This window comes from Streptomyces sp. 7-21 (assembly GCF_016741785.1).
Lineage (GTDB): Bacteria > Actinomycetota > Actinomycetes > Streptomycetales > Streptomycetaceae > Streptomyces.
This window is the reverse complement of the sequence record NZ_JAERRL010000006.1, coordinates 34,799-58,975: the sequence shown is the minus strand read 5'-3', so window position 1 is coordinate 58,975 and position 24,177 is coordinate 34,799. Positions and strand designations below refer to the sequence as shown.

Here is a 24,177-nt window from a genome sequence, read left to right as displayed (position 1 = left end):
CCCCGTTGCCTTCGACGTCAACGGCCAACAACCGGGGCCATGCGTTGCATGTCATAAGTATGTTTGTCCCGATAGGGTGCGAAAGTCACCAGCCATGCACGGAGAAGGGTTCGCCCTTCAGGTAGTGAGCAATTCCGAGCGCGTTGTACGGCTCGGTGTTCCCCGGGAGATGGTCAGCGGGGTGCCATGCGATTCCTGCGCACTTGTGCGGCTCGGCATTGATCGGCGTCCCTGCCCACACCCTGGTGGCGAAGAACCACCCGATCCGTGGTTGACCTTCGCGGTTGCGGTAGTGCGAGACATGCACGGGCCGCAAGGCGTCGGGCCGGATAGTCACACCGACTTCCTCCCGTGCTTCGCGCACGGCAGCGTCAAGGACGCTTTCCCCTGGGTCAACCTTTCCACTGGGAAGGTTGAGGAGTCCGTCTGCGTAGCCGGTACCGGAGCGTTCAGCGAGCAGAATGTGCCTGTCGCGCTCCAGAATGATCAATGCGTCGATGATGGTGTGGGGCTGCATGGGTCCCTCCGGCGTGGTGAATGGGGCGGCAGCCTAGCAGCTGAGCGGCAGTCAGTTGTCGAGGAGTCCCCGGTGATTAACCTGGTCCGCTGTCCAGCGGACACGTTCTGCGGTGCCGAGGCCGGTGGGAAGTTCGGTCAGGGGGACGTGGCTCTCCTGGCACGCTTGATAGACGGCGTGGTCCGCGTCGTCCTGGAGACCGAGCACCTTGTCTCGGAAGCGGTCGCCGCCGGCCCGTTGGCCGAAGTGGTCGCGGCAGCAGACCACCAGGTCGTAGGCGGCCGGCATCCACGCCCGGCGCAGATCCTTCATAGCGGCGGGAGTGTCCGCGGTGCTGGGGTCGGTGCTGTCGAGAACCAGGCGGGCCAGGGCGAGGACGTTGGCCGGGGTCTTACTCAGTGATGAGGAGGCGCTGGTTGCGCGCGGCGCGCAGGGGGGTGGTGAGCTGGAGGGCGAAGAGGCCGAGTGCGGCGGGGGGGGGTCGAAGGTGCCCGTGCCGTGGAGGACGATCGTTTCCAGGTATGGGCTTTCGCGGGCGGGCTCGCCGGTGCATGCGACGTTGACGGAATGTTCGCGGAAGTGGGCCGTTAAGGCGTGGACCAGGGTGGTCTTTCCAGCGGCCTGAGTGCCGTCGATAGCGATCACGGCACAGTCGCGGATGGGCACGGGGCTCCTACGGAATTGTGGAAGGTGGGCGAGTCGGGCCAGGACCAGGCCCCGGTGATGCCGCTGGCGAGGATGCGGTTAACGTTCACACCGCTGGTGTCCCAGCGGCCGAGCCCGGAGGCGAGCGTACCCGGGGGTCGTTTTCGAACCGACGCATTCCGTGCATTACAAGTGCATCCGATCTTCCGCTGGCGTACCCGGGCTATCTGGACGTGCAATCAGTGCTCGCCCAGTTTCTTCTTGCTCCCTCCGCGGCCTCGAAAGGTCATCCCGTTCCAGGCAGGCGAAAACGGCGCATCTCCGGGACCATTCACACTCTTCGGAGTTGGGAACGATACGGATGCGGACGTAGCCTTCATGGAGTCGGTCGCAGGCACGACCTTCAATGACGACGCCCTCACCCTCCGTCGCCTGAACCGCTTGCACAGGAATCTTGCTGAGGCTGCTCTTTCGCAGGAAGATAGCCTTGAGCTGGTCGAACGCATCCAGAGAGACGATCTGAGATGAACACACGGGCCGACCTGTACGCGGCCGACCTCCGGACCGCCAACTGGAGGAAGAGTTCGTACACGGCGAACAACGGCAACTGCGTCGAGGTGACCGAGATCCCCGGCGTCGCTGGCATGGCCGTCCGCGACTCGAAGAACGTGGACATCCCAGCCGCCCGCGTCTCCCGGGGCGCGTGGGCCCAGTTCCTCAGCGCCGTCGCTGGCGAGAGCTTCGTGCCAGTGGAGATGTGATCGTGCAGCGGAGCAAGGGAGACCTCTACGCTCTCGACCTCAGCGATGCCGTCTGGCTCAGTGCGCCTGGGAGCACTGCGGAGGACCGATTCGGGATCGCCAAGCTGCCAGGAGGAGCCGTTGCGTTGCGTAACCCTGCTGACTCTCATGGCACGGTGCTCCGCTACACGGCAGCCGAGTGGGAGGCGTTCGAGCGCGGAGTCCGAGACGGTGAGTTCGGACCGACCACCTGACCAGCGGTTCACCGTCGGCACGTTCGTGTGCGGCCTGCACCGGCCACCGGTGTGGGCCGCCGCTGTCTTTGGGGGACGGCTCCTCCCGCCGGTTGCCTCCGCCGCAGTGAATGAATGAATCATTGTTCGGCGACTGACGGTGGGCTCCTGCCCGCCTCGCGTGGCCAACGCGTGGCCAACAGCGGTCCGCATTCGTAAAGACCCAGGTAGAGGCCATGAAGACCAGCCTTGCTGCATCCGCTGTGTGTTCGAGGAACCGCAGGTCAGGGGCCTGGTGGCCTACTACCCGGGGTGGCAGTTCAAGTCCCCCTCCGGACACCACGGGTGGTGCGGGTACCGCCCGAGCCGAACGTGTGCTCCGTAAGGACCTGGAGTAGGGGTTCGTCGCGCACGGTGAGGGGGAGCGCGCCGCTGCCGCGCCGCGCGGGCTGATGCGGTGTCTGGCCAGCCCCTTCCCCCGCTCCGCGAGGGAAGGAGTCCGATGCCCTCCTCTTCATCGACATCGTCGGCTTCGCCGATCGCCTCGGTCCTGTTCGTCTGCGTGCACAACGCCGGTCACCCGGCCCGTGCAGGCCGCAACGCTGCGGGGCGTTCTGAGCGAGACGGTGCTGAGGAGGCCAGCCGGCGGTCACGACGTCATGGTCAGGCAGCTCACGCGGATGGTCGAAATGTCGGAGCGGCGAACGTACACCTTCGGGTTGTGCCCTTTCATGCCGGGTCCATCAAGGGGTACTCACAGGTCAGTTCGGCATCCTGCGGTTTCCGGAGACGGGGACTGGCGCGGAGTCCGAACCTCCTGCCGTCTATGCCGATGGCTGCACTGGGGATCTGTACCTGGACAAACGAAGGAGGTAACCCGTTACGACGGTGCGTTCGCCGGCATCTGGCGCACGGCGCTCAAAGAGACAAGCAGCCGAGGTCTTCTCTCGCACGCGGTAGGGAGCTATGCCTCACATGACGGACGGTGGCGGAAGCCGAGCTACAGCAACGGGCAGTCAGTGTGTGTGGAGGTAGCGGAACGGTGCCTTCGGTGCTGTCCCTGTCCGGGACAGCAAGGCGCCGGCCCGTGGCCATGTGGGCGGTCCGGGCGGACGCCCGGCAGGCGTTCATCGCTGCCCTGGAGGCCGGTAAATGGCGTCTGATCATCACATGCCCCCGCCGGCCAGGCGGGCGGGGGCTTCGGGCAGTGCGGGCCCTGCGGACCGGTCCGCCGCGTACCGTACGTGACGTACGGGCGGGCCCACGGCGGTCTTCCCCCGCTCGTGACCTCCTCGCGCTGGCCTCGTTGTCCGAGCAGAGGCCATTCACCCGCCGTGTCAATGGATGCCCGGTCAGTGACGGCTGAGCCGGCACCAGGACGGGCGGGCCTGCCAACTGGGGGCGAGGGGAGGAGCGATGACGAACGGCTCGCGTACCGTGCTCATGTCCCGGGTCACCCTGGGCCGGGCCCTGCGGCGGCTGCGCGACGAGGAGCACGGACTGACGCTGGCGGAAGCCGCCAAGGCGCTGGGCTGCGACGATTCCCTGCTGAGCCGGATCGAGAACGGCAAGCGGGCCTGCTCCCCGCAGACGTTCGGCAAGCTGATGGACCTCTACCGCGTGCCGCAGGAGCAGCGGGAGGAACTGGCCCGGCTCCAGGCGTCGTCGAACACGAGAAAGGCGCCGTGGTGGGCGCGGTACCGCGACGCCCTCACGTCCTCCTACGAGCAGTACCTCGCCTTCGAGGACGCCGCGCACAGCGTCTTCGAGTTCCAGCTGGCTCTGCTGCCCGGCCTGGTGCAGACCGAGGACTACGCCAGGGCCGTGACCGCGAACCGCTTCTCGTCGCTGGGACCGGACCAGGTCGACAGCCTGGTCGAGGTCCGCATGGAGCGCCAGCGGCGCCGGCTGCACGAGACCGCCGAGCCGCTCCAGTGCGACTACGTCCTCACCCAGGCGGCGCTGGAGTTCCGCGTCGGCGGGCCGGCCGCGTACCGCCGGCAGCTCGACCGGCTCCTGGAGGTGTCGGACCACCCCAGCGTGACCGTGCGCGTCATTCCCTATGCCAAGGGCGAAGAAGGAAGCCAGACCGCCCCGTTCAGCATCTTCCGGTTCCCCGGTGACCTCCCGGACGTGGCCTTCGGCGAGTTTGTCGCTGGCAGTCTCACGATGGACGATCCACGCGATCTGCGCCGCTTGCACCGCCTGTTCCGCGGGGTCGCCGGTGCCGCGCTCAGTCCCGCCGCGACACGCGATCTCGTGGCAGGCATCAGGGACAGGGGAGAGTGATGGACAAGCACGAGCTGTACGCGATCGACCCGGCCACGCTCGTCTGGCAGAAGAGCGGCCTGACGGCTGACAGCGGTCAGTGCTTCGAGCTGGCGCCCCTCCCGGACGGCGGCGTGGCGGTCCGGGACGATGAAGCACCCCTCCCGGGGCCACCTGTGTTTCACGGCGGGGGAGCGGGCCGCCTTCCAGGGCGGTGTGCTGCACGGCGACTTCGGCAGCCTGTGATGCGCCAGCGGCCAGCGGCAGGCGCGGCGGGGTGAGATCCCGCGCGATCTCACCCCGCCGCCTTCCGGTGCGGCCCGGGCCGTTGACCGGCCCGGCCGCCCGGGTCAGTGGGCGGGCCGGGACCCGGGCTCCGCGCCCGGATCCGTGCCCGTGCCGCAGCCGGACTCGCTCACCCCGGCCGCGTAGCGGATGCCGCCGAGCAGATGGGCGAGGAAGTCCTCGTCGGCGAAGGACTCGGCGGTGTGCCCCAGCCCGGTGTAGAACGACCGGCCGCCCTCGTACTCCTGGCACCAGGCGATCGGGTGGTCGCCGTTCATCGTGCCGCCGCTGTAGCTCTCCTCGTCCAGCGAGGCCAGGACATGGACGCTGTCCCGCGGATTGGAGCGGTAGTTGTACCACTCGTCCATGCGCTCCCAGGCGTCCGGCAGATGCGCGGTGGCCTCGTGCTCGTGGTCCTCGACCACCACGGTGGCGGTCTGGATCTCCGGGTGCGAGGCGAAGTACGCGCCGACCAGTTCGCCGTAGAACGGCCAGTCGTACTCGGTGTCGGCAGCGGCGTGGACGCCGGCGTAGCCGCCGCCCTGCGCGATGTACTGCTCGAACGCCGCCTGCTGGTCGTCGTTGAGGACGTCGCCGGTGGTGGACAGGAACACGACGGCGTCGTACTGGGCGAGGTTGCCGGCCGTGAAGGCGCCCGCGTCCTCCGTGGCGGTCACGGCCAGGCCGCTGGCCTCGCCGGCCTCCTCGATCGCGGCGACTCCCGCCTCGATGGAGTCGTGGCGGAAGCCCGCCGTCGCCGAGAAGACGAGGACGCTGGCCTCGGCGTCATCCTCCTGCGCCAATCCGGCGCCGTGGGCGGGCAGGGCGGGCAGCGCGGCGGCGCACAGCGCCGTTCCCGCCGCCAGCCCGGCCAGCCGCCTCGCGCGTGGCGTCATGACGGTCACTCCTCTCCGCCGGTGGTGAACGTGAAGTCGTCCAGCGTGAACAGGGTCGCGTCCGTGTCGCCGGTGAAGACCAGGCAGAGCGTCGTCGTGCCCTCCGGAGCGCCCGACAGCTCGGTGCTCACCTCCTGGAACGACCCGTCACCGCCAGCGGGCACGTCCACGGTGCCCAGCAGCGTGCCGTCGGGGCCGCCGGCGCGGACCTCGATCGTGCCGCCGGCGTCGTCGCCGCCGGCCGCGGCCCGGGCCGTGAACGCGGTGGCGTCCGCGAGCACGTACGGCTCGAACGCGATCCAGTCGCCGTCGTGGATGCCGCCCACGGCCTGGCCGCCGTGCGCGCCGTCCGGGTAGGTGACCTCGACGCCGCTGGCGTCACCGAAGTGCTCGGCCTGCCGCTGGCTGGTCTGCGTCAGGTGCTGATCGTGGCCGGTCAGCCCGCCGCTGTCGGTGTACTGCGCGTCCCACACCCCGAAAATGTTGGCGTTGGGGTCGTGCTCGCCGTCGGACAGCGTCTGGAGCGTGCCGGAGCAGCCGGTGGCGGACGTCAGCTCGTGGCCGTGGTCGTCGTGGCCGAGGATGAACCGCAGGGTGACCCGGGAGCAGTCGATGTCGTCGCCGTCCTCGGGGTCGGTGACGGTGATCTCAAACGGCACCTCGTCGCCGAAGTCGACGATCTGGCCGTCGGCCGGCAGGTTGAGCTCAACGGTCGGCGCGGTGTTCCCGACGGTGAGGTACACGGAGGCGCTGGCGGTCAGGCCGGTGGTGTCCTCGACCGTCAGGGTGGCGGTGTACTCGCCCTCCTCGGTGTAGGTGTGCGTCGGGTTGGCCTCGGTGGAGGTGGCGCCGTCGCCGAAGTCCCAGCTGTAGCTCAGCTCGTCGCCGTCGGGGTCGCTGCTGCCCTCGGAGGAGAACGCGACCTCCAGCGGCGCCGGACCCGAGGTCACGTCGGCCGACGCCCGGGCCACGGGGGAGCGGCCCTCACCGCCGACCGCCTCGATGCGGTACAGCGCGCTGAACTCGTTGCCTGAGCCCCAGCCGGTGCCGTAGTCCAGCACGTACAGCGCGCCGTCCGGGCCGAAGGCGGCGTCCATCACCTGCGTGCCCGACCACGGGAAGTCCTCGATGGCGCCGGGGCTGCCGTCCTCGCCGACCTCGATGGTCTTGATCCACTGCCGCCCGAACTCCATGGCGAAGAAGTCGCCGTCGTACTCCTCGGGGAACTTCACCGGCGAGTCCAGGTCCGGGTCGTAGTTGTAGACCGGGCCGGCCGTGGGCGACTCGGAGCCGTCGCCGAACTCGGGGACGGACCCGCCGTCGTAGACGATCCACCCGGGCTGGGACGGCGGCAGCTCGGTCAGGCCGGTGTTGTGCCGCGACTCGTTGACCGGGCCGTTCTCGCAGTCGAAGGCGTCGCCCGACTCGCCGGTGGCGAAGTCGTACTCGACGTACGGCGAGTTGTCGGCGGCGCAGAACGGCCAGCCGAAGTTGCCGGGCCCGGTCACGCGGACGAACTCCACCATGCCGGCGGGGCCCCGGTCGGGGTCGGCGGTGCCGGCGTCCGGGCCGTACTCGCCGACGTACACCGCGCCCGTCGCGTCGTCGACGGAGATGGTGAACGGGTTGCGGAAGCCCATGGCGTAGATCTCGGGCCGGGTTCCCGGCGTGCCGGGCTCGAAGAGGTTGCCCTCGGGGATGTCGTACGAGCCGTCGTCGTTGACCGAGATCCGCAGGATCTTGCCGCGCAGGTCGTTGGTGTTGCCGGACGAGCGCCGCGCGTCGTAGACGGGGCTGCGGCCGTCGCGCTCGTCGATGGGCGTGTAGCCGTCCGAGGCGAACGGGTTGGAGTCGTCGCCCGTGGACAGGTACAGGTTGCCCTCGGCGTCGAAGTCGATGTCGCCGCCGACGTGGCAGCACTGGCCGCGGTCGGTCTCCACCTCCAGGATGGGGACCTCACTGTCCAGGTCGAGGGTGTTGTCCTCGTTCAGGGTGAAGCGGGAGAGCTGGTTGTAGCCCCGCCACGCCTCGAAGTCCTCCTCGCTGCCCTGGCTCGGGGCGTCGCCGGGCGGGGTGTCCAGCTCGGGCGAGTAGTAGAGGTAGATGTAGCGGTTGGTGGCGAAGTCGGGGTCGACGCCGACGCTCTGGAGGCCCTCCTCGTCGTGGGTGTAGACGTCCAGCTCGCCGGCGACGCTCGTGTTGCCGTCGGCGTCGGTGACGAAGAGCCTGCCGTCCCGCGAGGTGTGCAGCACCGAGCCGTCGGGCAGCACGGCCATGTGCATCGGCTCGCCCACCTCGTTGACGCCCTGGGCGAGCGTCACCTGCTGGAACTCCGCCTGCCGCGTGTCCGCGGCCGGCGCGGACCCCGCCGGCGTCGCCGACAGGGCCGTGACGGTGCCCGCCGTGGCGAGCAGCGTGCCGGTCGCGGCCGCGGCCAGTCGTATCAGTCTCCTGCGCATGTGTCTGTCTTCTCCATCGGATTGACCGGGTGGCTGCGGGGTGCTGGGCTGCTACACCCCGTCGGACTCCCAGGTGGTGGTGGCCGAGCTGGCCCCGCCCGGGAGACGGTCGCGGGCGGCGGTGTCGCCGTACAGGCTCCACCGGAACCAGTCCAGGAAGGTGTTCTCGGTCTGCGGGTACGAGGGGAAGTCCGGCACCAGGTAGGCGCCGTGGTCCGCTCCGACGTGGGTGAGGAACGCCTTGGGAGCAGGCATCTCCTCGTAGGCGGCGCGGGCGGAGCCGTAGTCGCAGGTCGGGTCCTGGTCGCCGTGGATGAACAGCACGTTGGCGGCGAGCCCGGCCGGGTTGCCCATGTCCACGCAGGCGATGGGCACGGCAGCGGCGATGCGGTCGTCGGGCCAGTTGGTGAGCAGGCCGTGGGTGGTCATGCCGCCCATGGAGTGGCCGGCGACGCCGACCCCGGCGGCGGTGTCGATGTGCCCGGCGAACGGATCGCCCGGGGCGTCGTTCAGCGCCAGGGTCTGCGTGATCACCTCGGAGACGTCCCGGGACCACTCGCCGCCGTAGACGCTGCCGATGTTGGTGTTGTCGGAGAACGACGGCGCGGGGCAGATGAAGCCCGCCGCCGCCAGGCCGTGGGTCTGGGAGGAGTAGCAGTCGGAGTTGCAGCCCATGCCGTGGCTGAACTCGGCCACGGGGAAGACGCCGTCGGCAAGGGGCGCGTCGGGGACGGGTGAGCCGCCGGGGGTGCCGGCGGCCGGGTAGAAGATCTTGGTGAACAGCGGGCGGCCGTCGCGGCTCCAGGCGAACTCCCGGACGCCGACCGCGAACGGTTCGGCCGGCGCCTGACGGGGTAAGGCCGCTGCGCGCGGGGAGGCGGCCGCGGTGCTGGCGGGCAGGGCTCCCAGGGCCGCCGCTCCGGCTCCCGCGGCGGCGAGGCTCAGCAGGGAGCGTCGTCCGATCGGCATGGCTGGCTCCTTGTGGGGGTCGGGTGTGGGGGGATGCGGGCGCGGGCCGGCCAGGCGCGGCTCAAATGAGGAGGTCATGACAATCAAGTCGGCCCCTGGCGCCTGGTCCAGCCCTCCGGGGGTGACGGAAACGCGGTCGGTGGCGTGTGCTGCCGAAGTGTCGCATCGTTCGTGATGTCGAACGATGAACGGGTCGTCAGACACGGATCATAGGCGAGCTGAGGCGGGAGTCAACGCGTCGCGACGCATTTTTTCGAGCGCGGGACCGAATCTGCGCGCCGTGTGCACGTCTGGGGTGCCCGCGGCTGAGGCGGGGCGTGCCGCCTTACCGGCGCAGCCGCTCCGGGCCGCCCGGCGCCGACCGTCGGGCCACCCACGCCTCGGTGATGTGCGTGAACATCGCCTCGGCCGCGCCGGCCGGGTCCCGGGCCGCGATGCGCTCGCAGATCCGGCGGTGGCCCTGGTTCGACGCCGCGCACAGGGCGCGCTCGGTCCTGCCGACGTACCGGGCGGTGTGGAGGACCTGGTTCTCCAGGGAACGCACCACGGCGCGGGCGATGCGGTTCCCCGAGGCCCGCATGATCACGTCGTGGAACGCCCGGTCGTGGTCGGCGTAGGTAGCGGGATCGTCCAGCAGGCCGTCCATCTCGCTGACCAGCAGACGCAGTTGCGCGACCGTCTCCTCGGTGGCGAGCTGGGCGGCCTGGTTGGCCATGTCCGACTCCAGCAGGCGCCGCGTGACGACGAGGTCGTCGAGGATCTGGAGGCTCTCGTCCTGCTCGATGCTCGCCGCGAGCACCATCTCGTCGAGCATGTTCCACCGGGACGGCGGGGTGACCACGGTGCCGGAGCCCTGGCGGACCCGCACCAGCCCCTTCTCCTGCAGAAGTTTCACCGCCTCGCGGACGACCGTGCGGCTCACCGCGAACGCTTCGCAGAGCGCGGGCTCGGGCGGCAGTGAGGAACCCGGCGGATGCGCACCCCGGACGATGCGCTCCACCAGCTCGGCCGTGACCGCCCGGACCAGGCTGGCCGGCCGCCGGGCCCAGGCCGGCGGTGCGATGGCACCGGTGCTGTCCTGCCGTGGTGCCTGCCGTGATGCCGTCATCGTCCCTCCGGTGGCCCGCGAACGGACGGCGCGGCGCACCTCACCCAGGATTATACGAAAGCCTTGACATGATACGTCATACGAATTACGTTCCGCTGGGCCGGGTCCGGGACACCCGACCGCCCGCGGCCGTCCGCGCCGCGCCCGCCGCCGCGTTCACACCTCTTCACGAAGCTCCACGCCGTCCGCTCGCCTCCGCTGACGGCGGCTTTCCGCCGCCCGTCTCTGTCGAAGGGCTGACTGAACCCGCATGCGCATCACCGGACTTCGCACCCTGACGGCCATGCACGACTGGGGCCGCCCCATCGGCGACGCCAACGGTGTCTTCGCCGACGGCATCGTCCCGGTGCCCCTCGTCCTCGTCGACACCGACGACGGCATCACTGGCGTCGGCATCGGCTCCCACGCCGAGGCGGAGACCCTCTTCGAGGCCCTCGAGGGCGAGGACCCGCGCGCCGTGCCCGCGCTGTACGACCGGATGCTCCGTCAGGTCTTCAAAGCCGGCCACACCGGCGTGGTATCCGCGACCATCGGCGCGCTCGACACCGCCCTGTGGGACATCAAGGCCAAGTCGGCCGGGGAACCCCTGTGGCGTCTTCTCGGCGGCCGCGACCGCACGGTGCCCGCCTATGCCTCGGGCCTCGACATCGACCTGAAAGACGACCAGCTCGTCGCGCTCTACCAGGAGTACGCCGACCGCGGACTGCGGGCGGCGAAGCTCAAGGGCGGCATCGACGTCGACCTCGACCGCCACCGCCTGACCCTGGTGGAGCAGGTGCTGACCGACGCCGCGCATGGCGTGCGGCCGAGCCTGATGCTGGACGCCAACGAGTTCTGGACCCGCAAGCAGGCCGTCCGCCACGTCGCGGAGCTCGAACGCACCCTGGACCTCACCTGGGTTGAGGAGCCGGTGCGGCGCTGGGACGCCGAGGGCCTGGCCGTGGTCCAGCGCGGCATCCGCGCCTCGGTCGCCAGCGGCGAGAACCTCGCCGGCCTGGAGCAGTACCGCCCGCTGCTGTCGGCGGGCGCGCTCGACGTCGTGCAGACCGCGGCGGTCCACGGCGTGACCCACTTCCTGCGGGTCGCCGCCCTCGCCCACGCCCACGACCTGCCCGTCAGCCCGATCGGCAGCACCCCGCTGGGGCTGCTCCACGCCGCGACGGCCGTGCCCAACCACCTCGTCAGCGAACTCCAGGACCTTACCCCGCCGACCGGGCTCTCGGTCGACGTAACCGTCGAGGACGGCGCCTTCGTCCTCGGCGACACCCCGGGCGTCGGCATCCACGTCGACGTCGAACGCGTCGCCGCGTCCCGCCAGCTGCGCACCGTCACCCCGGACGGACCCCACGTCCGCCCGGAGGGCGCGGGACGGCGGCTGCACACGGCGGCCGGCCCGCGCAGCGCACCGCCCAGTGCCCCGCACCCCGATGAGGAAAGGACGTGACCGTGCATTCCCGACCCCCGTTCCGCCCGCGGCTGCCGCTCGCGGCGGCGGCCCTGGCGGCCCTGGCCGCCGGGACGATAGCCGCCGCGCCGGCACAGGACACCGGCGTCACCCTCTACGTGGCGCCCACCGGCGCCGCAGACGCCGACGACGACGGCCCCGGCACGGCCGACGAGCCGCTCGCGACCCTCGGCGAGGCCCAGCGCCGCGCCCGCGACGCCGCCCAGGACGGCGGCGACGTGACCGTCAGCCTGCTGGACGGGACCTACCGCCTCAGCGAACCCCTGCGCTTCGACGCCGCCGACTCCGGCCGTGACGGCGCCACCGTCACCTGGCAGGCCGCCCCCGGCGCGTCCCCGGTGCTCACCGGCGCCGAACCCGTCACGGGCTGGGAGCTCGACGACCCCGGCACCGGCGTGTACCGGGCCGACGTCGGCACCGGCTTCGACACCCGGCAGCTGTACGTCGACGGGGAGCTGGCGCAGCGCGCGCGGCAGGACCTGCCGGCCTCCGCCATCGAGCTGAACGAGGACGGCTTCACGCTCACCGACCCGCAGTTCGCCTACCTGGCGGACCTGCCGGACCAGGAGCGCATGGAGCTCCAGGCCATGCTGTCGTTCACCAACCGCTTCGCCCCCGTGGCACGCGTCGACGGCATGACGGTGACCATGGAGCAGCCGGCCTGGGACAACAACACCTTCGGCTACGACACCATCCAGTCGCCGTTCCGCAGCCCCACGTTCTGGCTGCTGAACTCCCGGGCCTTCCTCAACGAGCCCGGCGAGTGGTACCTGGACACCGACGCGGGCACGCTGTACTACAAGCCGCTCGACGGGCAGGACCTGGACCAGGCCAGCGTGGAGCTGCCGCGGCTGGAGACGCTGGTCGAGGTCGGCGGCACCTACGACGAGCCGGTGCAGAACCTGACGTTCCGCGGCCTGACCTTCACCGGCACCACCTGGCTGCATCCCAGCTCGCCCAACGGGTACGCCAACCAGCAGACCGGCACGTTCCTCACCGGCGAGCAGGAGCACCGGCCTGACGACGCCTTCACCTCCTGCGCCACCGGCTGCCGCGGCTTCGAGGGCGCCCGCAACAACTGGGCCCAGGCGCCTGGTGCCGTGCAGGTCTCCGCGGCCGACGGCATCGCATTCGAGGACAACACGTTCGTCAATCTCGGCTCGGTCGGCCTGGGCATCGGCAACGACGCCAACGCCCACGCCACCGGCGTCGGTCTGGGGGCGCAGCACATCTCCGTGACGGGCAACACGTTCACCGCCAGCGCCGGGGGCGGCATCGTCGTCGGCGGGGTGCGTCCGGACGCCCACCACCCCTCGGACCCCCGCATGACCAACAGCGACATCACCATCAGCGACAACCGCATCTACACCACGGCGCTGGAGTACCTCGACCAGGACGGCATCTTCGCCAGCTACGTCACGCGGCTGACCATCGCACACAACGAGGTGGCGGACATGCCGTACACCGGCATCGGCGTCGGCTTCGGCTGGGGCGCCAACGACCCGGGCGGCAGCCCGGAGTACGTCGACCGCGGGCTGTACGACTTCCAGCCGGTCTACGACACGCCGACCACGCTGGCCGACGTCCAGATCGTCGGCAACCGCGTCAGCGACGTGGTGCACACCATGTTCGACGCGGGCTGCTACTACACGCTCTCCGCGATGCCGGGCAGCACCATCGAGGGGAACGTCTGCGAGCGCAGCGGGCAGCTGGGCCTGTACTTCGACGAGGGCTCCCGCTACCTCACCGCCGCCGGCAACGTCTTCTACCAGACCGCCGCGCAGTGGGCGCACGCCAACAACCAGAACGGCAACCTCACCGGCGACATGACGCTGACCGGGAACTACACCACCAACCCGGACATCACCGGCCTGGTCGACGGCGAGCGCGGCAACACCGTCCGGGACACGGTCGTCTTCGATCCCGGCGCCGTCCCGGCGGAGGCGGCGGACATCATCGCCGCCTCCGGCCCGCGCGACGACCGGTCATGACCCGCTGGCGGCTGGCCTCGGCGTGAGGAGATAGGTGGTGCCCGCGGTGGCGGCGAACGCCGTCACCGCGTCCTCACCCGCGGCCGCCGGATCCGGCTCGGCGGCGACCCGGCCGCCGCCGGCGACGCTCACCGTCACCGGCACGCCGGCCGCCACCCGCAGCGTGCGGGTGCGGCCGGCGTGCACGGCGGCGCGGGTGAGCTGCCCGTCCCGCCAGGTGAGGTCGACGGTCTCGCCGCCGCGCGCCCGCAAACCCGTTACCTGCCCCTCGGGCAGCTCGGGCGGCAGCGCGGGCAGCAGCCGCAGCACGTCGGTGTGGGACTGCACCAGCCACTCGGTGATGCCCGCGGTGGCGCCGAAGTTGCCGTCGATCTGGAACGGCGGGTGCAGGCAGAACAGGTTGGGGGCGGTGCGGTCGGGGGTGAGCTGATCGCGCAGCAGCTGGAACGACCGGGCGCCGTCCCACAGCCGCGCCCAGAAGTTGATCTTCCACGCCAGCGACCAGCCGGTGCCGGCGTCGCCGCGCTGTTCGAGCGTGACGCGGGCCGCCTCGGCCAGCTCCGGAGTGCCCTCCGGGGTGATCTGGTTGCTGGGGTGGAGCCCGTACAGGTGGGAGACGTGGCGGTGGTTCTGCTCGGGGGCGCCGGCGTCCCAGTCCTCCTGCCACTCCTGGATCTGGCCCTGGCTGCCGATCCGGGTGGGCGGCAGCCGGCGGGCCAGCTCCCGCACGGTGGCGCGGAACTCCGCGTCGGTCTCCAGCAGTTCGGAGGCGGCGGCGACGGCCGTGAACAGGTCCCGCAGGATCTGGGCGTCCATGGTGGGCCCGGCGCATATCGACACGTCGGGATGGTGCGCGTTCTCCGGGGAGCTGGAGGGGCAGGTCACCAGGTAGCCGGTGTTCGGGTCCGTCACCAGGGTGTCGGCGAAGAACTGCGCCGCGCCCCGCAGCGCGGGGTACCGGGCGCGCAGCGCGCCGAGGTCGCCGGTGAAGCGGTAGTGCTCCCAGATCTGGAGAGCCAGCCAGGCGCCGCCGGTCGGCCACATGCCCCAGAACGCGCCGTCCACGGGTGCGGTGCCGCGCCAGGCGTCGGTGTTGTGGTGGCAGACCCAGCCGCCCGCGCCGTACTGCGTCGCGGCGGTGCGCGCGCCGGTCACGGCCAGCTCGTCGACCATGTCCAGCAGCGGCTCCATGGTCTCGATGAGGTTGGCCGGGCCGGCCGGCCAGTAGTTCATCTCGGTGTTGATGTTGACCGTGTACTTCGAGTCCCAGTCCGGGCTGAGCGAGTCGTTCCACAGGCCCTGGAGGTTGGCGGGCTGGGTGCCGGGCCGGGAGGAGGAGATGAGCAGGTAGCGGCCGAACTGGAAGAACAGCGTGACGAGCTGCGGGTCGTCGCCGCTGGCGAAGCCGGCCACCCGCTCGTCGGTGGGCAGCGCGGCCGCGCCGGAGGTGCCCACGTCCAGGGAGACCCGGTGGAACAGCTCCTGGTAGTCGGCGACGTGGCGCGCGCGCAGCTCCTCGTACTCCCGGTCGGCGGCCGCCGCCAGGGGCGCGGCGGCGCGGGCGTTCTGGTCGCCGGTCACGTCCTGGTAGGAGGTGTAGCTGCTGCCGACCGAGACCAGCAGCGTGACGGCGTCGGCGCCGGTGACCGTCAGGGTGCCGCCCTCGCTGGTGACCGTGCCGCCGTCGGCGCGGGCGGTCACCAGGGCGCGGAAGGCGACCTGGCCGGGGACGCCCTCCCAGTCCTCGGTCGTCCCGTCCAGGCCGGCCGTCAGCGGGTCGGGGGAGTGGACGGTGCTGGCCTGCGGGCTGCTGAAGGCCGCGGAGAACGAGACGCTGCCGGGGGCGTCCGCCGTCAGCCGCACGACGATCACCTGGTCGGGCGCGCTGGCGAAGACTTCCCGGGTGTGGGTGACGCCGTCGCGGGTGTAGCGGGTCAGGGCGGTGGCGGTGGTCAGGTCCAGTTCACGGTAGTAGTCGCTGGCCTCCCCGCCGCCGGGGAAGGTGAGCACGAGGTCGCCGACGGTCTGGTAGGGCAGCTCGCCGAGCGGGGTGCCCATGAAGGTGCGGTCGACCAGCTCCTGGGCCGCGGCGTACTCGCCGGCGAACACCAGCTCCCTGATGCGTTCCAGGTTGTCCAGGCCGCTGGGGTTCGCCGGGTCGTAGGGCCCGCCGGCCCAGACGGTGTCCTCGTTGAGCTGGAGGGTTTCACTGGCCACGCCGCCGTGGACCATGGCGCCCAGCCGGCCGTTGCCGACGGGCAGCGCCTGGAGCCACTCGCTGGCCGGGCGCGGGTACCACAGCCGCAGCTGGTGGTCTTGTGCGGGCCGGCCGGCCGCCGCCGCCTGGGGGGCGGCGGCGGTCCGGGCGGCGCCCGCGGCGGCGACGCCGGTGGCGGACAGGGCGAGGAACGTTCTGCGGTTGGTGCGGGGGGACATCGGCGGCTCCGTGGGGCCCCGGCCCGGGTCAGGCCGGGCTCGTGGACCAGTAGACGGTGTAGTTCTCGTAGTTGTCGTAGAACGGGATGAGGGTGACGTCGGCGCCGTTGGCCGTGGCGGTGAACGTCAGCGGCGCGTCGGCGGGCGTGACCGAGCCGGTGGCCAGGACGGGGAGCTGGCCGCCGAGGTCGCTGTCGCCGTAGGCGCCGGAGAGCACCACCGGGCCGTAGGCGAGGGCCTGGACCCGCTCGTCGTCGGGGGCCGGGATGGCCCGCAGGCTCATGGGGAGCCGGACGGTGACGGTGTCGCCCGGCTGCCAGGTCCGCGTGAGGACGGCGTAGTCGCCGGGGCCGGCGCCGGTGTCCTGCGGTTCGCCGTTGACGCTGATGCCGGCGCCGCTGGTCCAGCCGGGGATGCGGATCCGCAGGGCCCACTCGCCCGCGGTGCCGCCGATGGTGAGGGTCGTGGTGTCCGAGGCCGGGAAGTCCGTCGTCTGCTCGACGGTGACGCCGCGTTCGGCCCAGTCCAGCGTGGAGGGGGTGAACAGGTTGACGTACAGCCCGTCGTCGTCCTCGAAGTAGACGGCGTTCATCAGGCTGGTGTGCGTCTCCAGCCCGGTGCCCTGGCAGCACCAGAAGCTGTCGTAGTCGGTGCTCCAGGTGCCGCCGCCCCACGCCGGGCCGACGCCGCGCCGGCCGCCGGGGCTGAGGGGGGTGAAGTAGGTGATGTGGCCGTGGGGGTCGTCGGGCCGCTGCGAGCCGAGCAGGTGGTTGAGCAGCGCGTTCTCGTAGTAGTCGGCGTAGGCGGCCCGCGGGTCGAGCGTGAACAGCTCGCGGGTGAGCTTGAGCATGTTGTAGGTGTTGCAGCCCTCGCAGGTGTCCTCGGCGAGGTAGGCCGCGATGGCGTAGGGCTCGCGGAAGTGCTCCGCCTGGCTGTTGCCGCCGATGGCGTAGGTGTGCGCGCCGGTGACGAACTCCCAGAAGTTGGTGGCGATATCGAGGTAGCGCTGGGTGCCGGTGCCCTGGTACTGGCTGACGCAGCCGACGATCTTGGGGACCTGGGTGTTGGCGTGCAGCCCGTTCAGCTCGTCCCGGCCGGCGGCCAGCGGCCCGAGGACGGCGGCGTGGTCGAAGCGCTCGGCGACGGTGAGCCACCGCGCGTCGCCAGTGTGGTGGTACAGGTCGGCCAGCGCGGCGTTCATGCCGCCGAACTCCGTGGCCAGCGTGGTCTGCATCTGCTCGTACGTCAGCCGGCCGGTGCGCCAGTCGACCCACTCCGCCAGCGCCAGCAGCACCTCGCCGGCCCGCTGGTCGCCGATCAGCCGCCATACGTCGAGCAGCCCGGCGAGCGTCTTGTGCAGGGCGTAGTACGACACGGCGACGGGCTGGCCGGCCTCCACGGCGTCGAAGTCCGACTCGGGGAAGCCGGCGAGGTAGCCGGGGTTGAACCCGGCCTGCGGGGACGCGGCCTGACAGTCCGCCAGCTCCGCGACCAGGTACGCCGCCTTCTCGGCGAAGACGGCCTCGCCGGTGGCGGCCCACGCCTGGGCCCAGGCGCTCAGGAAATGGCCCTGGCTGTGGGTGCGGAAGGGGAAGTCGGGGGCTTCCCAGCCGCCGAGCGGCTGCGCGCCGCGGGTGTCCAGGCCGTGGTTGCGCCGGAAGTTGTACAGCAGCCGGTCGGCGTCGACGAACCGCAGGTACTCCAGCGTGCGGTCCATGTTCTCCTGCCACCGGCCGGCCCCCAGCCGGACCCGGCCAGGGGCGAACGCCCGTACCGGGGTGCGGGCTTGAGCAGGTGAGGCGGCGTGGGCGCGCGGGGCGAGCGGAACGTGGGGGGACGCGGCGGCCAGGGCCGCCGCTCCGGCGGCGGTCAGCAGCACCTGCCTGCGGTTCGGGCGGGGAACGGTCATCGGGGACTCCGTGACGGCTCGGCCGGCGGGCCCCTGGGACACGGACGTCACCGGCGCGGTGCGGTCCGGCACGGTGGGCGGGCGTGTGGGGGAGCCTCACCGGAACTGGACGGATGGTGGGGGACGGCGGGGGACGGCTTCGGGAACGCGGTGGAACGAGCGGTGGTGTTCGTGATATCGAACAATGGCCGGTAGTTCAGACATGACGGATCCTAGACGGACCGCGCCGGGCGTCAATGCCCCCTGCGCGCCTCTTTTTTCGTGCCGTCAGCCGAAAAGGACGCGGCGGCCGGCTCACCGCGCGGCGCGTGCCCCGCGCGCCGGCTCGGCCGCCGGATAGCGGACCCGGCCCCACTCCATCACCGACCACGGCGGCGCCAGCTGGTCCAGCGCGGTGATCTCGTGCGGCTTGAGGGTGCGCGGGTCCGGTGCCTCGCGGTGGCGGGCGAACGCCGCCTCGGCGTAGCGGTGGCCGGTGTCGGCGCCGATGAGCAGGCAGGTCCGCCCCGGGCGGCGGGCGGCCTCCCAGGACCCGGCGAGGTACGCGGCACCGGTGGACAGGCCCGCGAAGACGGCGTGGTCGCGCAGCAGCGCGGTCGCGCCCGCCACGGCGTGCCGGAAGTCCAGCCAGTGCACGGCGTCGTAGAGGTGGTGGCGCACGTTGCCGAACGGGATCGCGCTGCCGATCCCGGCGATGATCGCCTCGGGGTCGCTGAGGTGCGCGCTGCCGAAGGTGACGCTGCCGAAGGGCTGGAGCCCCACCAGCCGGACGTCGAGTCCCCGGCGGCGCAGCGGCAGCACCAGGCCGCCGGTGGACGCGCCGGTGCCGACGGCGCCGACGACGGTGAGGTCGCGCCCGGGCAGGGCGGCGGCGACCAGATCGGCGAACTCCCGGTAGCCGGCGTAGTGGACGGCGTCGTGGTACTGCCGCATCCAGTGCGAGCCCGGCTGCCGCGCCAGCAGCTCGCGCACCCGGCGTACGCGCCGCTCCTGGTCCAGCCGCAGGTCCTGCGAGGGCGGCATCTGGTCCACGGTGGCGCCCAGGATCTCCAGCTGCACGCGGAGGGTGGCGTCCACGGTGGTGGAGGCCACGATGTGGCAGCGCAGGCCGTAGCGGTGACAGGCCATCGCCAGCGCGAGGGCGTAGATCCCGCTGGAGCTGTCGATGAGGGTCTGCCCGGGGGAGATGACGCCCCGCCGCAGCAGGGTGCGGACGGCGCCGAGGGCGGCGTAGACCTTCAGCGTCTCGAACCGCGCCAGGACGGTGTGGGGCGACAGCCGGACCAGATCGGGAGCCTTGATGGCGTCGGTGATGTGCTCGTGCACGACGGCGGTCACGGCGCCGCCACCGCCGGATAAGAGGAGGCGGAGGCAGCCGCGGGAACGAAACCGTGTCTTCCGGCGCGCCGGACGGGAAACGCCGCGTGAGGGGAAACGGGCCGCCGGGAGCCGGCGTCATGCGCGTGCATGCGGAAGGCACCTCTCTTTCGTCCCGAACGAGGCGAGGGCGCTCTTTGCCGACCGGCAACGGTACTTGCCGTGCGACAGCCGCGGCAAGGCGCGTGACCTTTTCTCTTTTCCCGGGAACCAGCGGGCCGCCGCGGCCGACTCATGGGGGACGGAAGTGTGCCCTTTTCCGGGCCGCCGGCCCCTGGCACGCGGCCGGGAAACCGCGGGGGAACGACGGCTTCCGCTGCCCGGAGAACGTGGCTAGTCTGCTTGGCCGGGAGCGCGAGACCAGCATCTTTGCCGCGGGCCGCCGCCGGGTTTTCCGTCACTGCCCGGCCCGCGGGCACGCCCTACGAAAACGGAGTTGTGTGATGGCAGAGGTCTCCGGAACCGCGGTGCGCGCGGCGCGGCGCGGAAAGAAACGCCCGGAGGGTTTTGACTGGGCCGGGCTGCGCGCCGATCTGCGGGGCGCGCTTCCCGATGCCTCGCTGGCTCTGGTGGTCACGGGGCTGATCTACTGGCTGCTGTATGTGCGCATCCAGAACGGCTCGTCGGCGACGGTCGAAATCATGCCGATGCTCGCCGACGGGGAATTCTGGATGTACTGGCTGTGCCAGGCGTTCGGCTGGTCGGCGCTGCTGTGGGCCTACTTGACCGTGGTATTCGGGCTGATGCGCTCCGGGCCGCGCCCCCGCTGGCGCTGGCTGCCCGCCGCGCGGCTGGAGAAGTGGCACCGCACCACGAGCCTGACCACCATCGGGCTGATGTTCATGCACGCGTTCTTCTTCTTCGCCGACCAGCTGCGCACCAACCAGGACACCTGGTCGTTCGGGCGCAGCCTGTGGACCGCGTTCGTGGACGTCTTCGTGCCCGGCGGCTACGCCACCGGAACCGGCCGCGTCGCCGTCTTCGTCGGCCTGCTCGCCTTCTACCTGGCCATTCCGCTCGGTCTGGCGTTCTACCTGCGCCACCGGACCGGCTCCCGGCTGTGGCTGGCGCTGCACCGCTTCGTCATCGCCGTCTACGTGCTGAGCGCCTGGCACACCCTGCTGTACAGCACCCAGGCATGGTTCGACGGCCCCTTCCGCACGTTCCTGTGGGCGATGCAGATCCCCCTCGCTGCCCTGCTGCTGGCGCGGCTGCTGGCGCCGGCCCGTCCCGGGGAGCGGCTGCGCGCCCGGGGGCCGGGCGGGCGCGGCCACGCGGTGCCGTTCGGCGCGCGGCTGGCGGCCCGGATCGCCGCCGGGGCCACCGTCGTGGGGCTGGTGGCGGTGGTCGTCACCGGCGTGGACGGCGGGCGCCCGCACGACGGCGCGGCCGCGGCGCCCTGGCCGCACAAGTGGGTGATCTGGGCCGGGCTCGCCGTCTTCCTGCTGGCCGTCGCCGCCGTCGTGGTCCGGCTCCGGCGCCGGGCACGGGACGGGAACGGGCACGGCGGCCAGGACAGCAACGGGGACGTGCCGGGCGCCCGGGCCGCCGGGGATCTCACGGCCGCTCCAGCCGACCGGAACTGACCGTTTGCGCGCGCCGGCTGCCCGGCGACTTTCCCCGCCACCGGCCGCCGGCCGGTGGCGGGGTTCTCTGCTGCCCGCGGCGGGCCGGAACACTGTTGAAAAATTTTCGGAGCTGAGTGATCGGCTTGGTCTCCGCTTTAGGTTGAGCGCGCCAGCGGGTTGATCGGGATTGCAGCAGACGAGCGGACGACCAGTGGTGTTGACAGCCGGTGAGGGAAACGAGGCGACCGAGAGCTTCCGGAATTCTTGCGAGAACTGTTGACAACTCAAGGACCCCGCATGAACCTTGTCATGGCTTCGACAGGGCAGCGCCGCTGTCGAACCGGGTCGTCACTTCCGTGACGGGCGCTCGTCGGCCGCTGAGCGTACGCGTCACGGGCACGCCGCCCAAGGGGGGCGGCGGCAACCCCCCACCGACAGGCCGCTGGAGCCGCCCCACGGTCCAGGCTCGCGGCGGCCACCCCCAGGAGGAAGCATGAAGAAGAACAACATGCCCATGCCCTCGCTCAGCCGGCGCGGCTTCATCGGCGGCGCGGGAGCCCTGGCGCTGGCGGGCTCCGCGACCATGCTGACCAGTGGCACCGCCCACGCCCAGCAGGTCATCTGGGACAACCAGGAAGGCACCCACGACGGGTACTACTACTCGTTCTGGACCGACGCGCCGGGCACGGTCTCCATGACCCTCAACGGCGGCGGCAGCTACAGCACCCAGTGGAGCAACACCGGCAACTTCGTCTGCGGCAAGGGCTGGGCCAACGGCGGCCGCCGGACCGTGACCTACTCGGGCGACTTCTGGCCCTCCGGCAACGGCTACCTGTGCCTCTACGGCTGGACCACCAACCCGCTCGTCGAGTACTACATCGTCGAGGCCTACGGGACCTACCGGCCGACGGGCGAGTACCGGGGTTCGGTGAGCAGCGACGGCGCCACCTACGACCTGTACCACACCATGCGGTACAACGCTCCCTCCGTCGAGGGCACCGCCACCTTCCCGCAGTACTGGAGCGTCAACCAGGGGACGCGGACCAGCGGCACCATCAACACCGGCACCCACTTCGACGCCTGGGCCAACGCCGGCATGAACCTCGGCAGCTTCGCCTACTACATGATCATGGCGACCGAGGGCTACCAGAGCTCCGGCAGCTCCAACATCACGGTCTACTGACCTTCCTCCCGCGGCGTCCCGGACGCTCGCACCAGGGCGCGGCGGCCACCGGCCGCCGCGCCCCTCGCGTTCCCGGGCACGCCGCTCAGTCCTCCAGCAGCCGCCACGTGGTCAGGGCCAGCCGGGCGCGCAGCAGGCCCGACGGCTCGGACAGATCGACACGAAGCACCTCACCGATGTGCTCCAGCCGCCGCGCGACGCTGCTGTGGTGCAGGTGGAGAAGGCCGGCGGCCCGGCGCAGCGAGCCGGTCGCGCAGTAGGCGTCCAGGGTCCGCACGTCCTCCGGGTCCGCGGCCAGCCGGGCGACGGCGGCCACGTCCGCGTTCTCCCGCGCGGCGTCCGGCGGGATCCGGTCGAGCAGCGCCAGCGCGCCCAGCGCGTCGTGGTGGACCACCGGCTGGCTGGGCGTGGCGAACCGGAGGGCGGTGCGGGCCTGCTGCCAGGAGGCGTCCACGGCCCCGGCGCCGCCGATGCCCGCCCGCACACCCGCCGGGAACCGGCCGGCGTCCACGGCGGCCGCCAGGATGACGCCGGTCCCGGTCAGCGGCGCCGCCTTCGCCAGGCGGCCGCAGCAGACCGCGGCGGCGACCTGGTCCAGCGGCTGCCGCGCCCGCACGGCCACCACGCGGACCGGCACGCCGGCGCCGAACCCCAGCAGCCGCAGCGCGCGGGCCCTGGCCGCCTCGTCGCTGCCCGGACTGACGGCCAGCTCGACCAGCGCCGGGTCGGCCATGGTGGTACGGGCGGGGCCGTACCGCTCGACCACGGCCGCCACCGCCAGGGCCAGCCGCTCCAGCAGCAGATCGTCCAGGGAACTGGGCCGGCCGGCGCGCTCCAGCCAGACCGTGCCGATCTCCTCCTCGTCCAGCGTGACCGGCACCGCGGTCGACGGAGCCGGCAGCGGGTCGGCGGCGGGCGCGGGACGGCCGTCGGGGCCCACCCGCGTCACGTGCCCCGTGCCGTGGAGGCGGATGCCCGTCACACACTCGGCCAGGGCCGCCGAGGCGCGGCCGAGCGCGCCGAGATCCACCCGCCGGCGCATCAGCGTGTCGTAGAACATGATGACGCGCAGCGCGCCTTCGGCCTGGCTGTCCAGGTGCGACAGCCGCTGGGCGATTGCCTCCATAAAGCGCGAGGATAGGCGACGCCCGTCGCGCGGCCCGCGGCGCATGCGCGACGGGCGGCGGATGACCCCGGCCGGCGCTGCCGGTGAGGATGGGCGCCATGGATCCCGAACTGGAAGCCTTTCTGCCCCTGTTTCCCCGCGCCGACCTGTCCGACCCGGTGACCGCGCGCAAGCACCTGGCCGAGCTGTCCGCCGCCGTCCCGGCACCGGACACCTCCGGCATGGAGATCGAGGACCGCACGGTCCCCGCCGACCCCGCCGTGCCGGTGCGGGTCTACCGCCCGCACCAGGCCCAGGGCGCCATCATCTGGCTGCACGGCGGCGGCTGGGTCATGGGCGACCTCGACACCGAGCACCCGTGGGCCGCCCGGCTCGCGCAGTACGCCGGCGCGGTCGTCATCTCGGTCGGCTACCGCCTGGCCCCCGAGCACCCGTACCCCGCCGCACTCGACGACTCCTACGCCGCGCTGGCCTGGGCGGCCGAGCACGCCGCCGAACTCGGCTTCGACGCCGGGCGGATCGCGGTCGGCGGCCACAGCGCGGGCGCCGGCATCGCCGCCGGGCTGGCGCTGCGCGCCCGCGACGAGCGGGGGCCGGCCATCTGCTTCCAGCTGCTCAACCAGCCCGGCCTGGACGACCGGCAGGAGACCTGGTCGCAGCGGAACTTCACCGACACCCCCTGGATGACCCGCGACAAGACCACCGACGCCTGGCGCCACTACCTCGGCGGCGCGCCGGCTACCCCCTACGCCGCCCCGGCCCGCGCCACCGACCTGGCCGGCCTGCCGCCCGCCTACCTGGCGACCGCCGAGTTCTGCCCGGCCCGCGACGAGGGCATCGACTACGCGCTCCGCATGCTCCAGGCAGGCGTCTCCGTGGAACTCCACCAGTGGCCCGGCACCTTCCACGGCTCGCAGGCGATCCTGTCCGCCGAGGTGTCCCAGCGGCAGATCACCGAGCTCGGCGACGTGCTGCGCCGGGCGCTGGCCGCCTGACGGGCAG

General features: G+C 71.8%; 18 protein-coding genes, 1 tRNA gene and 2 pseudogenes. 10 read left to right on the top strand and 11 right to left on the bottom strand.

What is annotated here, in order from left to right; translation table 11 throughout:
• Window positions 1-85 precede the first annotated feature (85 nt).
• From JK356_RS09590 to JK356_RS09580, 3 genes are all read right to left on the bottom strand, one after another.
• On the bottom strand, window positions 86-517 hold the full coding sequence (locus tag JK356_RS09590) for an NUDIX domain-containing protein (protein ID WP_201867194.1): 432 nt from the start codon (window positions 515-517) through the stop codon (window positions 86-88).
• 51 nt (window positions 518-568) lie between these two features.
• Window positions 569-1,183 carry a hypothetical protein gene (locus tag JK356_RS09585; RefSeq protein ID WP_201867193.1) on the bottom strand — a complete coding sequence of 205 codons (615 nt, stop codon included), beginning with the start codon at window positions 1,181-1,183 and terminating at the stop codon, window positions 569-571.
• Between the two features lie 127 nt (window positions 1,184-1,310).
• Window positions 1,311-1,386 (bottom strand) — tRNA-Thr (locus JK356_RS09580).
• On the opposite strand from JK356_RS09580, the gene JK356_RS21800 reads away from it, so the two are divergent.
• From JK356_RS21800 to JK356_RS09560, 5 genes are all read left to right on the top strand, one after another.
• Window positions 1,355-1,690, top strand: a complete 336-nt coding sequence (locus JK356_RS21800; protein WP_307815501.1) for a Scr1 family TA system antitoxin-like transcriptional regulator — start codon at window positions 1,355-1,357, stop codon at window positions 1,688-1,690. The genes JK356_RS09580 and JK356_RS21800 overlap by 32 nt on opposite strands.
• Window positions 1,687-1,923: a DUF397 domain-containing protein gene (locus tag JK356_RS09575; protein WP_201867192.1), complete on the top strand. Its 237-nt coding sequence runs from the start codon at window positions 1,687-1,689 to the stop codon at window positions 1,921-1,923. Before JK356_RS21800 ends, JK356_RS09575 begins: the two co-directional genes overlap by 4 nt.
• Entirely contained in the window at window positions 1,866-2,156 is a 291-nt protein-coding gene (locus JK356_RS22540; RefSeq protein WP_374100633.1) for a DUF397 domain-containing protein, read from the top strand. Before JK356_RS09575 ends, JK356_RS22540 begins: the two co-directional genes overlap by 58 nt.
• 431 nt (window positions 2,157-2,587) lie before the next feature.
• Window positions 2,588-3,298, top strand: coding sequence for a Scr1 family TA system antitoxin-like transcriptional regulator (locus tag JK356_RS22535; RefSeq protein WP_374100632.1), 711 nt, complete (start codon window positions 2,588-2,590; stop codon window positions 3,296-3,298).
• A gap of 253 nt (window positions 3,299-3,551) precedes the next feature.
• A complete protein-coding gene (locus JK356_RS09560) occupies window positions 3,552-4,424 on the top strand; it encodes a helix-turn-helix transcriptional regulator (RefSeq protein WP_201867189.1) in 873 nt (290 codons plus the stop codon).
• Between the two features lie 374 nt (window positions 4,425-4,798).
• On the opposite strand, the pseudogene JK356_RS09550 reads toward JK356_RS09560, so the two are convergent.
• The 4 genes and pseudogenes from JK356_RS09550 to JK356_RS09535 all read right to left on the bottom strand — a co-directional run.
• A pseudogene (locus JK356_RS09550) lies at window positions 4,799-5,584 on the bottom strand (ThuA domain-containing protein); the annotation flags it as partial.
• Window positions 5,585-5,589: 5 nt separating this feature from the next.
• Complete coding sequence (locus tag JK356_RS09545; protein ID WP_201867187.1) at window positions 5,590-8,043, bottom strand: PQQ-dependent sugar dehydrogenase; 2,454 nt, start codon at window positions 8,041-8,043, stop codon at window positions 5,590-5,592.
• Window positions 8,044-8,094: 51 nt separating this feature from the next.
• Window positions 8,095-9,012 (bottom strand): alpha/beta hydrolase, encoded by a 918-nt coding sequence (locus JK356_RS09540; RefSeq protein ID WP_201867186.1) that lies wholly within the window; start codon window positions 9,010-9,012, stop codon window positions 8,095-8,097.
• 325 nt (window positions 9,013-9,337) lie between these two features.
• Entirely contained in the window at window positions 9,338-10,120 is a 783-nt protein-coding gene (locus JK356_RS09535) for a FadR/GntR family transcriptional regulator (protein WP_201867185.1), read from the bottom strand.
• A gap of 250 nt (window positions 10,121-10,370) precedes the next feature.
• On the opposite strand from JK356_RS09535, the gene JK356_RS09530 reads away from it, so the two are divergent.
• On the top strand, window positions 10,371-11,564 hold the full coding sequence (locus JK356_RS09530; protein WP_201867184.1) for a mandelate racemase/muconate lactonizing enzyme family protein: 1,194 nt from the start codon (window positions 10,371-10,373) through the stop codon (window positions 11,562-11,564).
• A gap of 2 nt (window positions 11,565-11,566) precedes the next feature.
• Complete coding sequence (locus tag JK356_RS09525) at window positions 11,567-13,576, top strand: right-handed parallel beta-helix repeat-containing protein (protein ID WP_201867183.1); 2,010 nt, start codon at window positions 11,567-11,569, stop codon at window positions 13,574-13,576.
• Here JK356_RS09525 and JK356_RS09520 read toward each other — a convergent pair.
• The 3 genes and pseudogenes from JK356_RS09520 to JK356_RS09510 form a co-directional block, all read right to left on the bottom strand.
• A complete protein-coding gene (locus JK356_RS09520) occupies window positions 13,571-16,012 on the bottom strand; it encodes a glycoside hydrolase N-terminal domain-containing protein (RefSeq protein ID WP_201867182.1) in 2,442 nt (813 codons plus the stop codon). The genes JK356_RS09525 and JK356_RS09520 overlap by 6 nt on opposite strands.
• Window positions 16,013-16,049: 37 nt before the next feature.
• Window positions 16,050-17,921 (bottom strand): annotated as a pseudogene (locus tag JK356_RS09515) (glycoside hydrolase family 127 protein); the annotation flags it as partial.
• Window positions 17,922-18,215: 294 nt separating this feature from the next.
• On the bottom strand, window positions 18,216-19,259 hold the full coding sequence (locus JK356_RS09510) for a pyridoxal-phosphate dependent enzyme (RefSeq protein ID WP_201867180.1): 1,044 nt from the start codon (window positions 19,257-19,259) through the stop codon (window positions 18,216-18,218).
• Between the two features lie 482 nt (window positions 19,260-19,741).
• On the opposite strand from JK356_RS09510, the gene JK356_RS09505 reads away from it, so the two are divergent.
• Window positions 19,742-20,884, top strand: coding sequence for a ferric reductase-like transmembrane domain-containing protein (locus JK356_RS09505; RefSeq protein ID WP_201867179.1), 1,143 nt, complete (start codon window positions 19,742-19,744; stop codon window positions 20,882-20,884).
• Window positions 20,885-21,359: 475 nt separating this feature from the next.
• Window positions 21,360-22,049 (top strand): glycoside hydrolase family 11 protein, encoded by a 690-nt coding sequence (locus tag JK356_RS09500; protein ID WP_201867178.1) that lies wholly within the window; start codon window positions 21,360-21,362, stop codon window positions 22,047-22,049.
• 85 nt (window positions 22,050-22,134) lie between these two features.
• Here JK356_RS09500 and JK356_RS09495 read toward each other — a convergent pair whose 3' ends face one another.
• Window positions 22,135-23,175 carry a helix-turn-helix domain-containing protein gene (locus JK356_RS09495; protein WP_201867177.1) on the bottom strand — a complete coding sequence of 347 codons (1,041 nt, stop codon included), beginning with the start codon at window positions 23,173-23,175 and terminating at the stop codon, window positions 22,135-22,137.
• Window positions 23,176-23,273: 98 nt separating this feature from the next.
• On the opposite strand from JK356_RS09495, the gene JK356_RS09490 reads away from it, so the two are divergent.
• Entirely contained in the window at window positions 23,274-24,170 is an 897-nt protein-coding gene (locus JK356_RS09490; RefSeq protein ID WP_201867176.1) for an alpha/beta hydrolase, read from the top strand.
• Window positions 24,171-24,177: the final 7 nt, after the last annotated feature.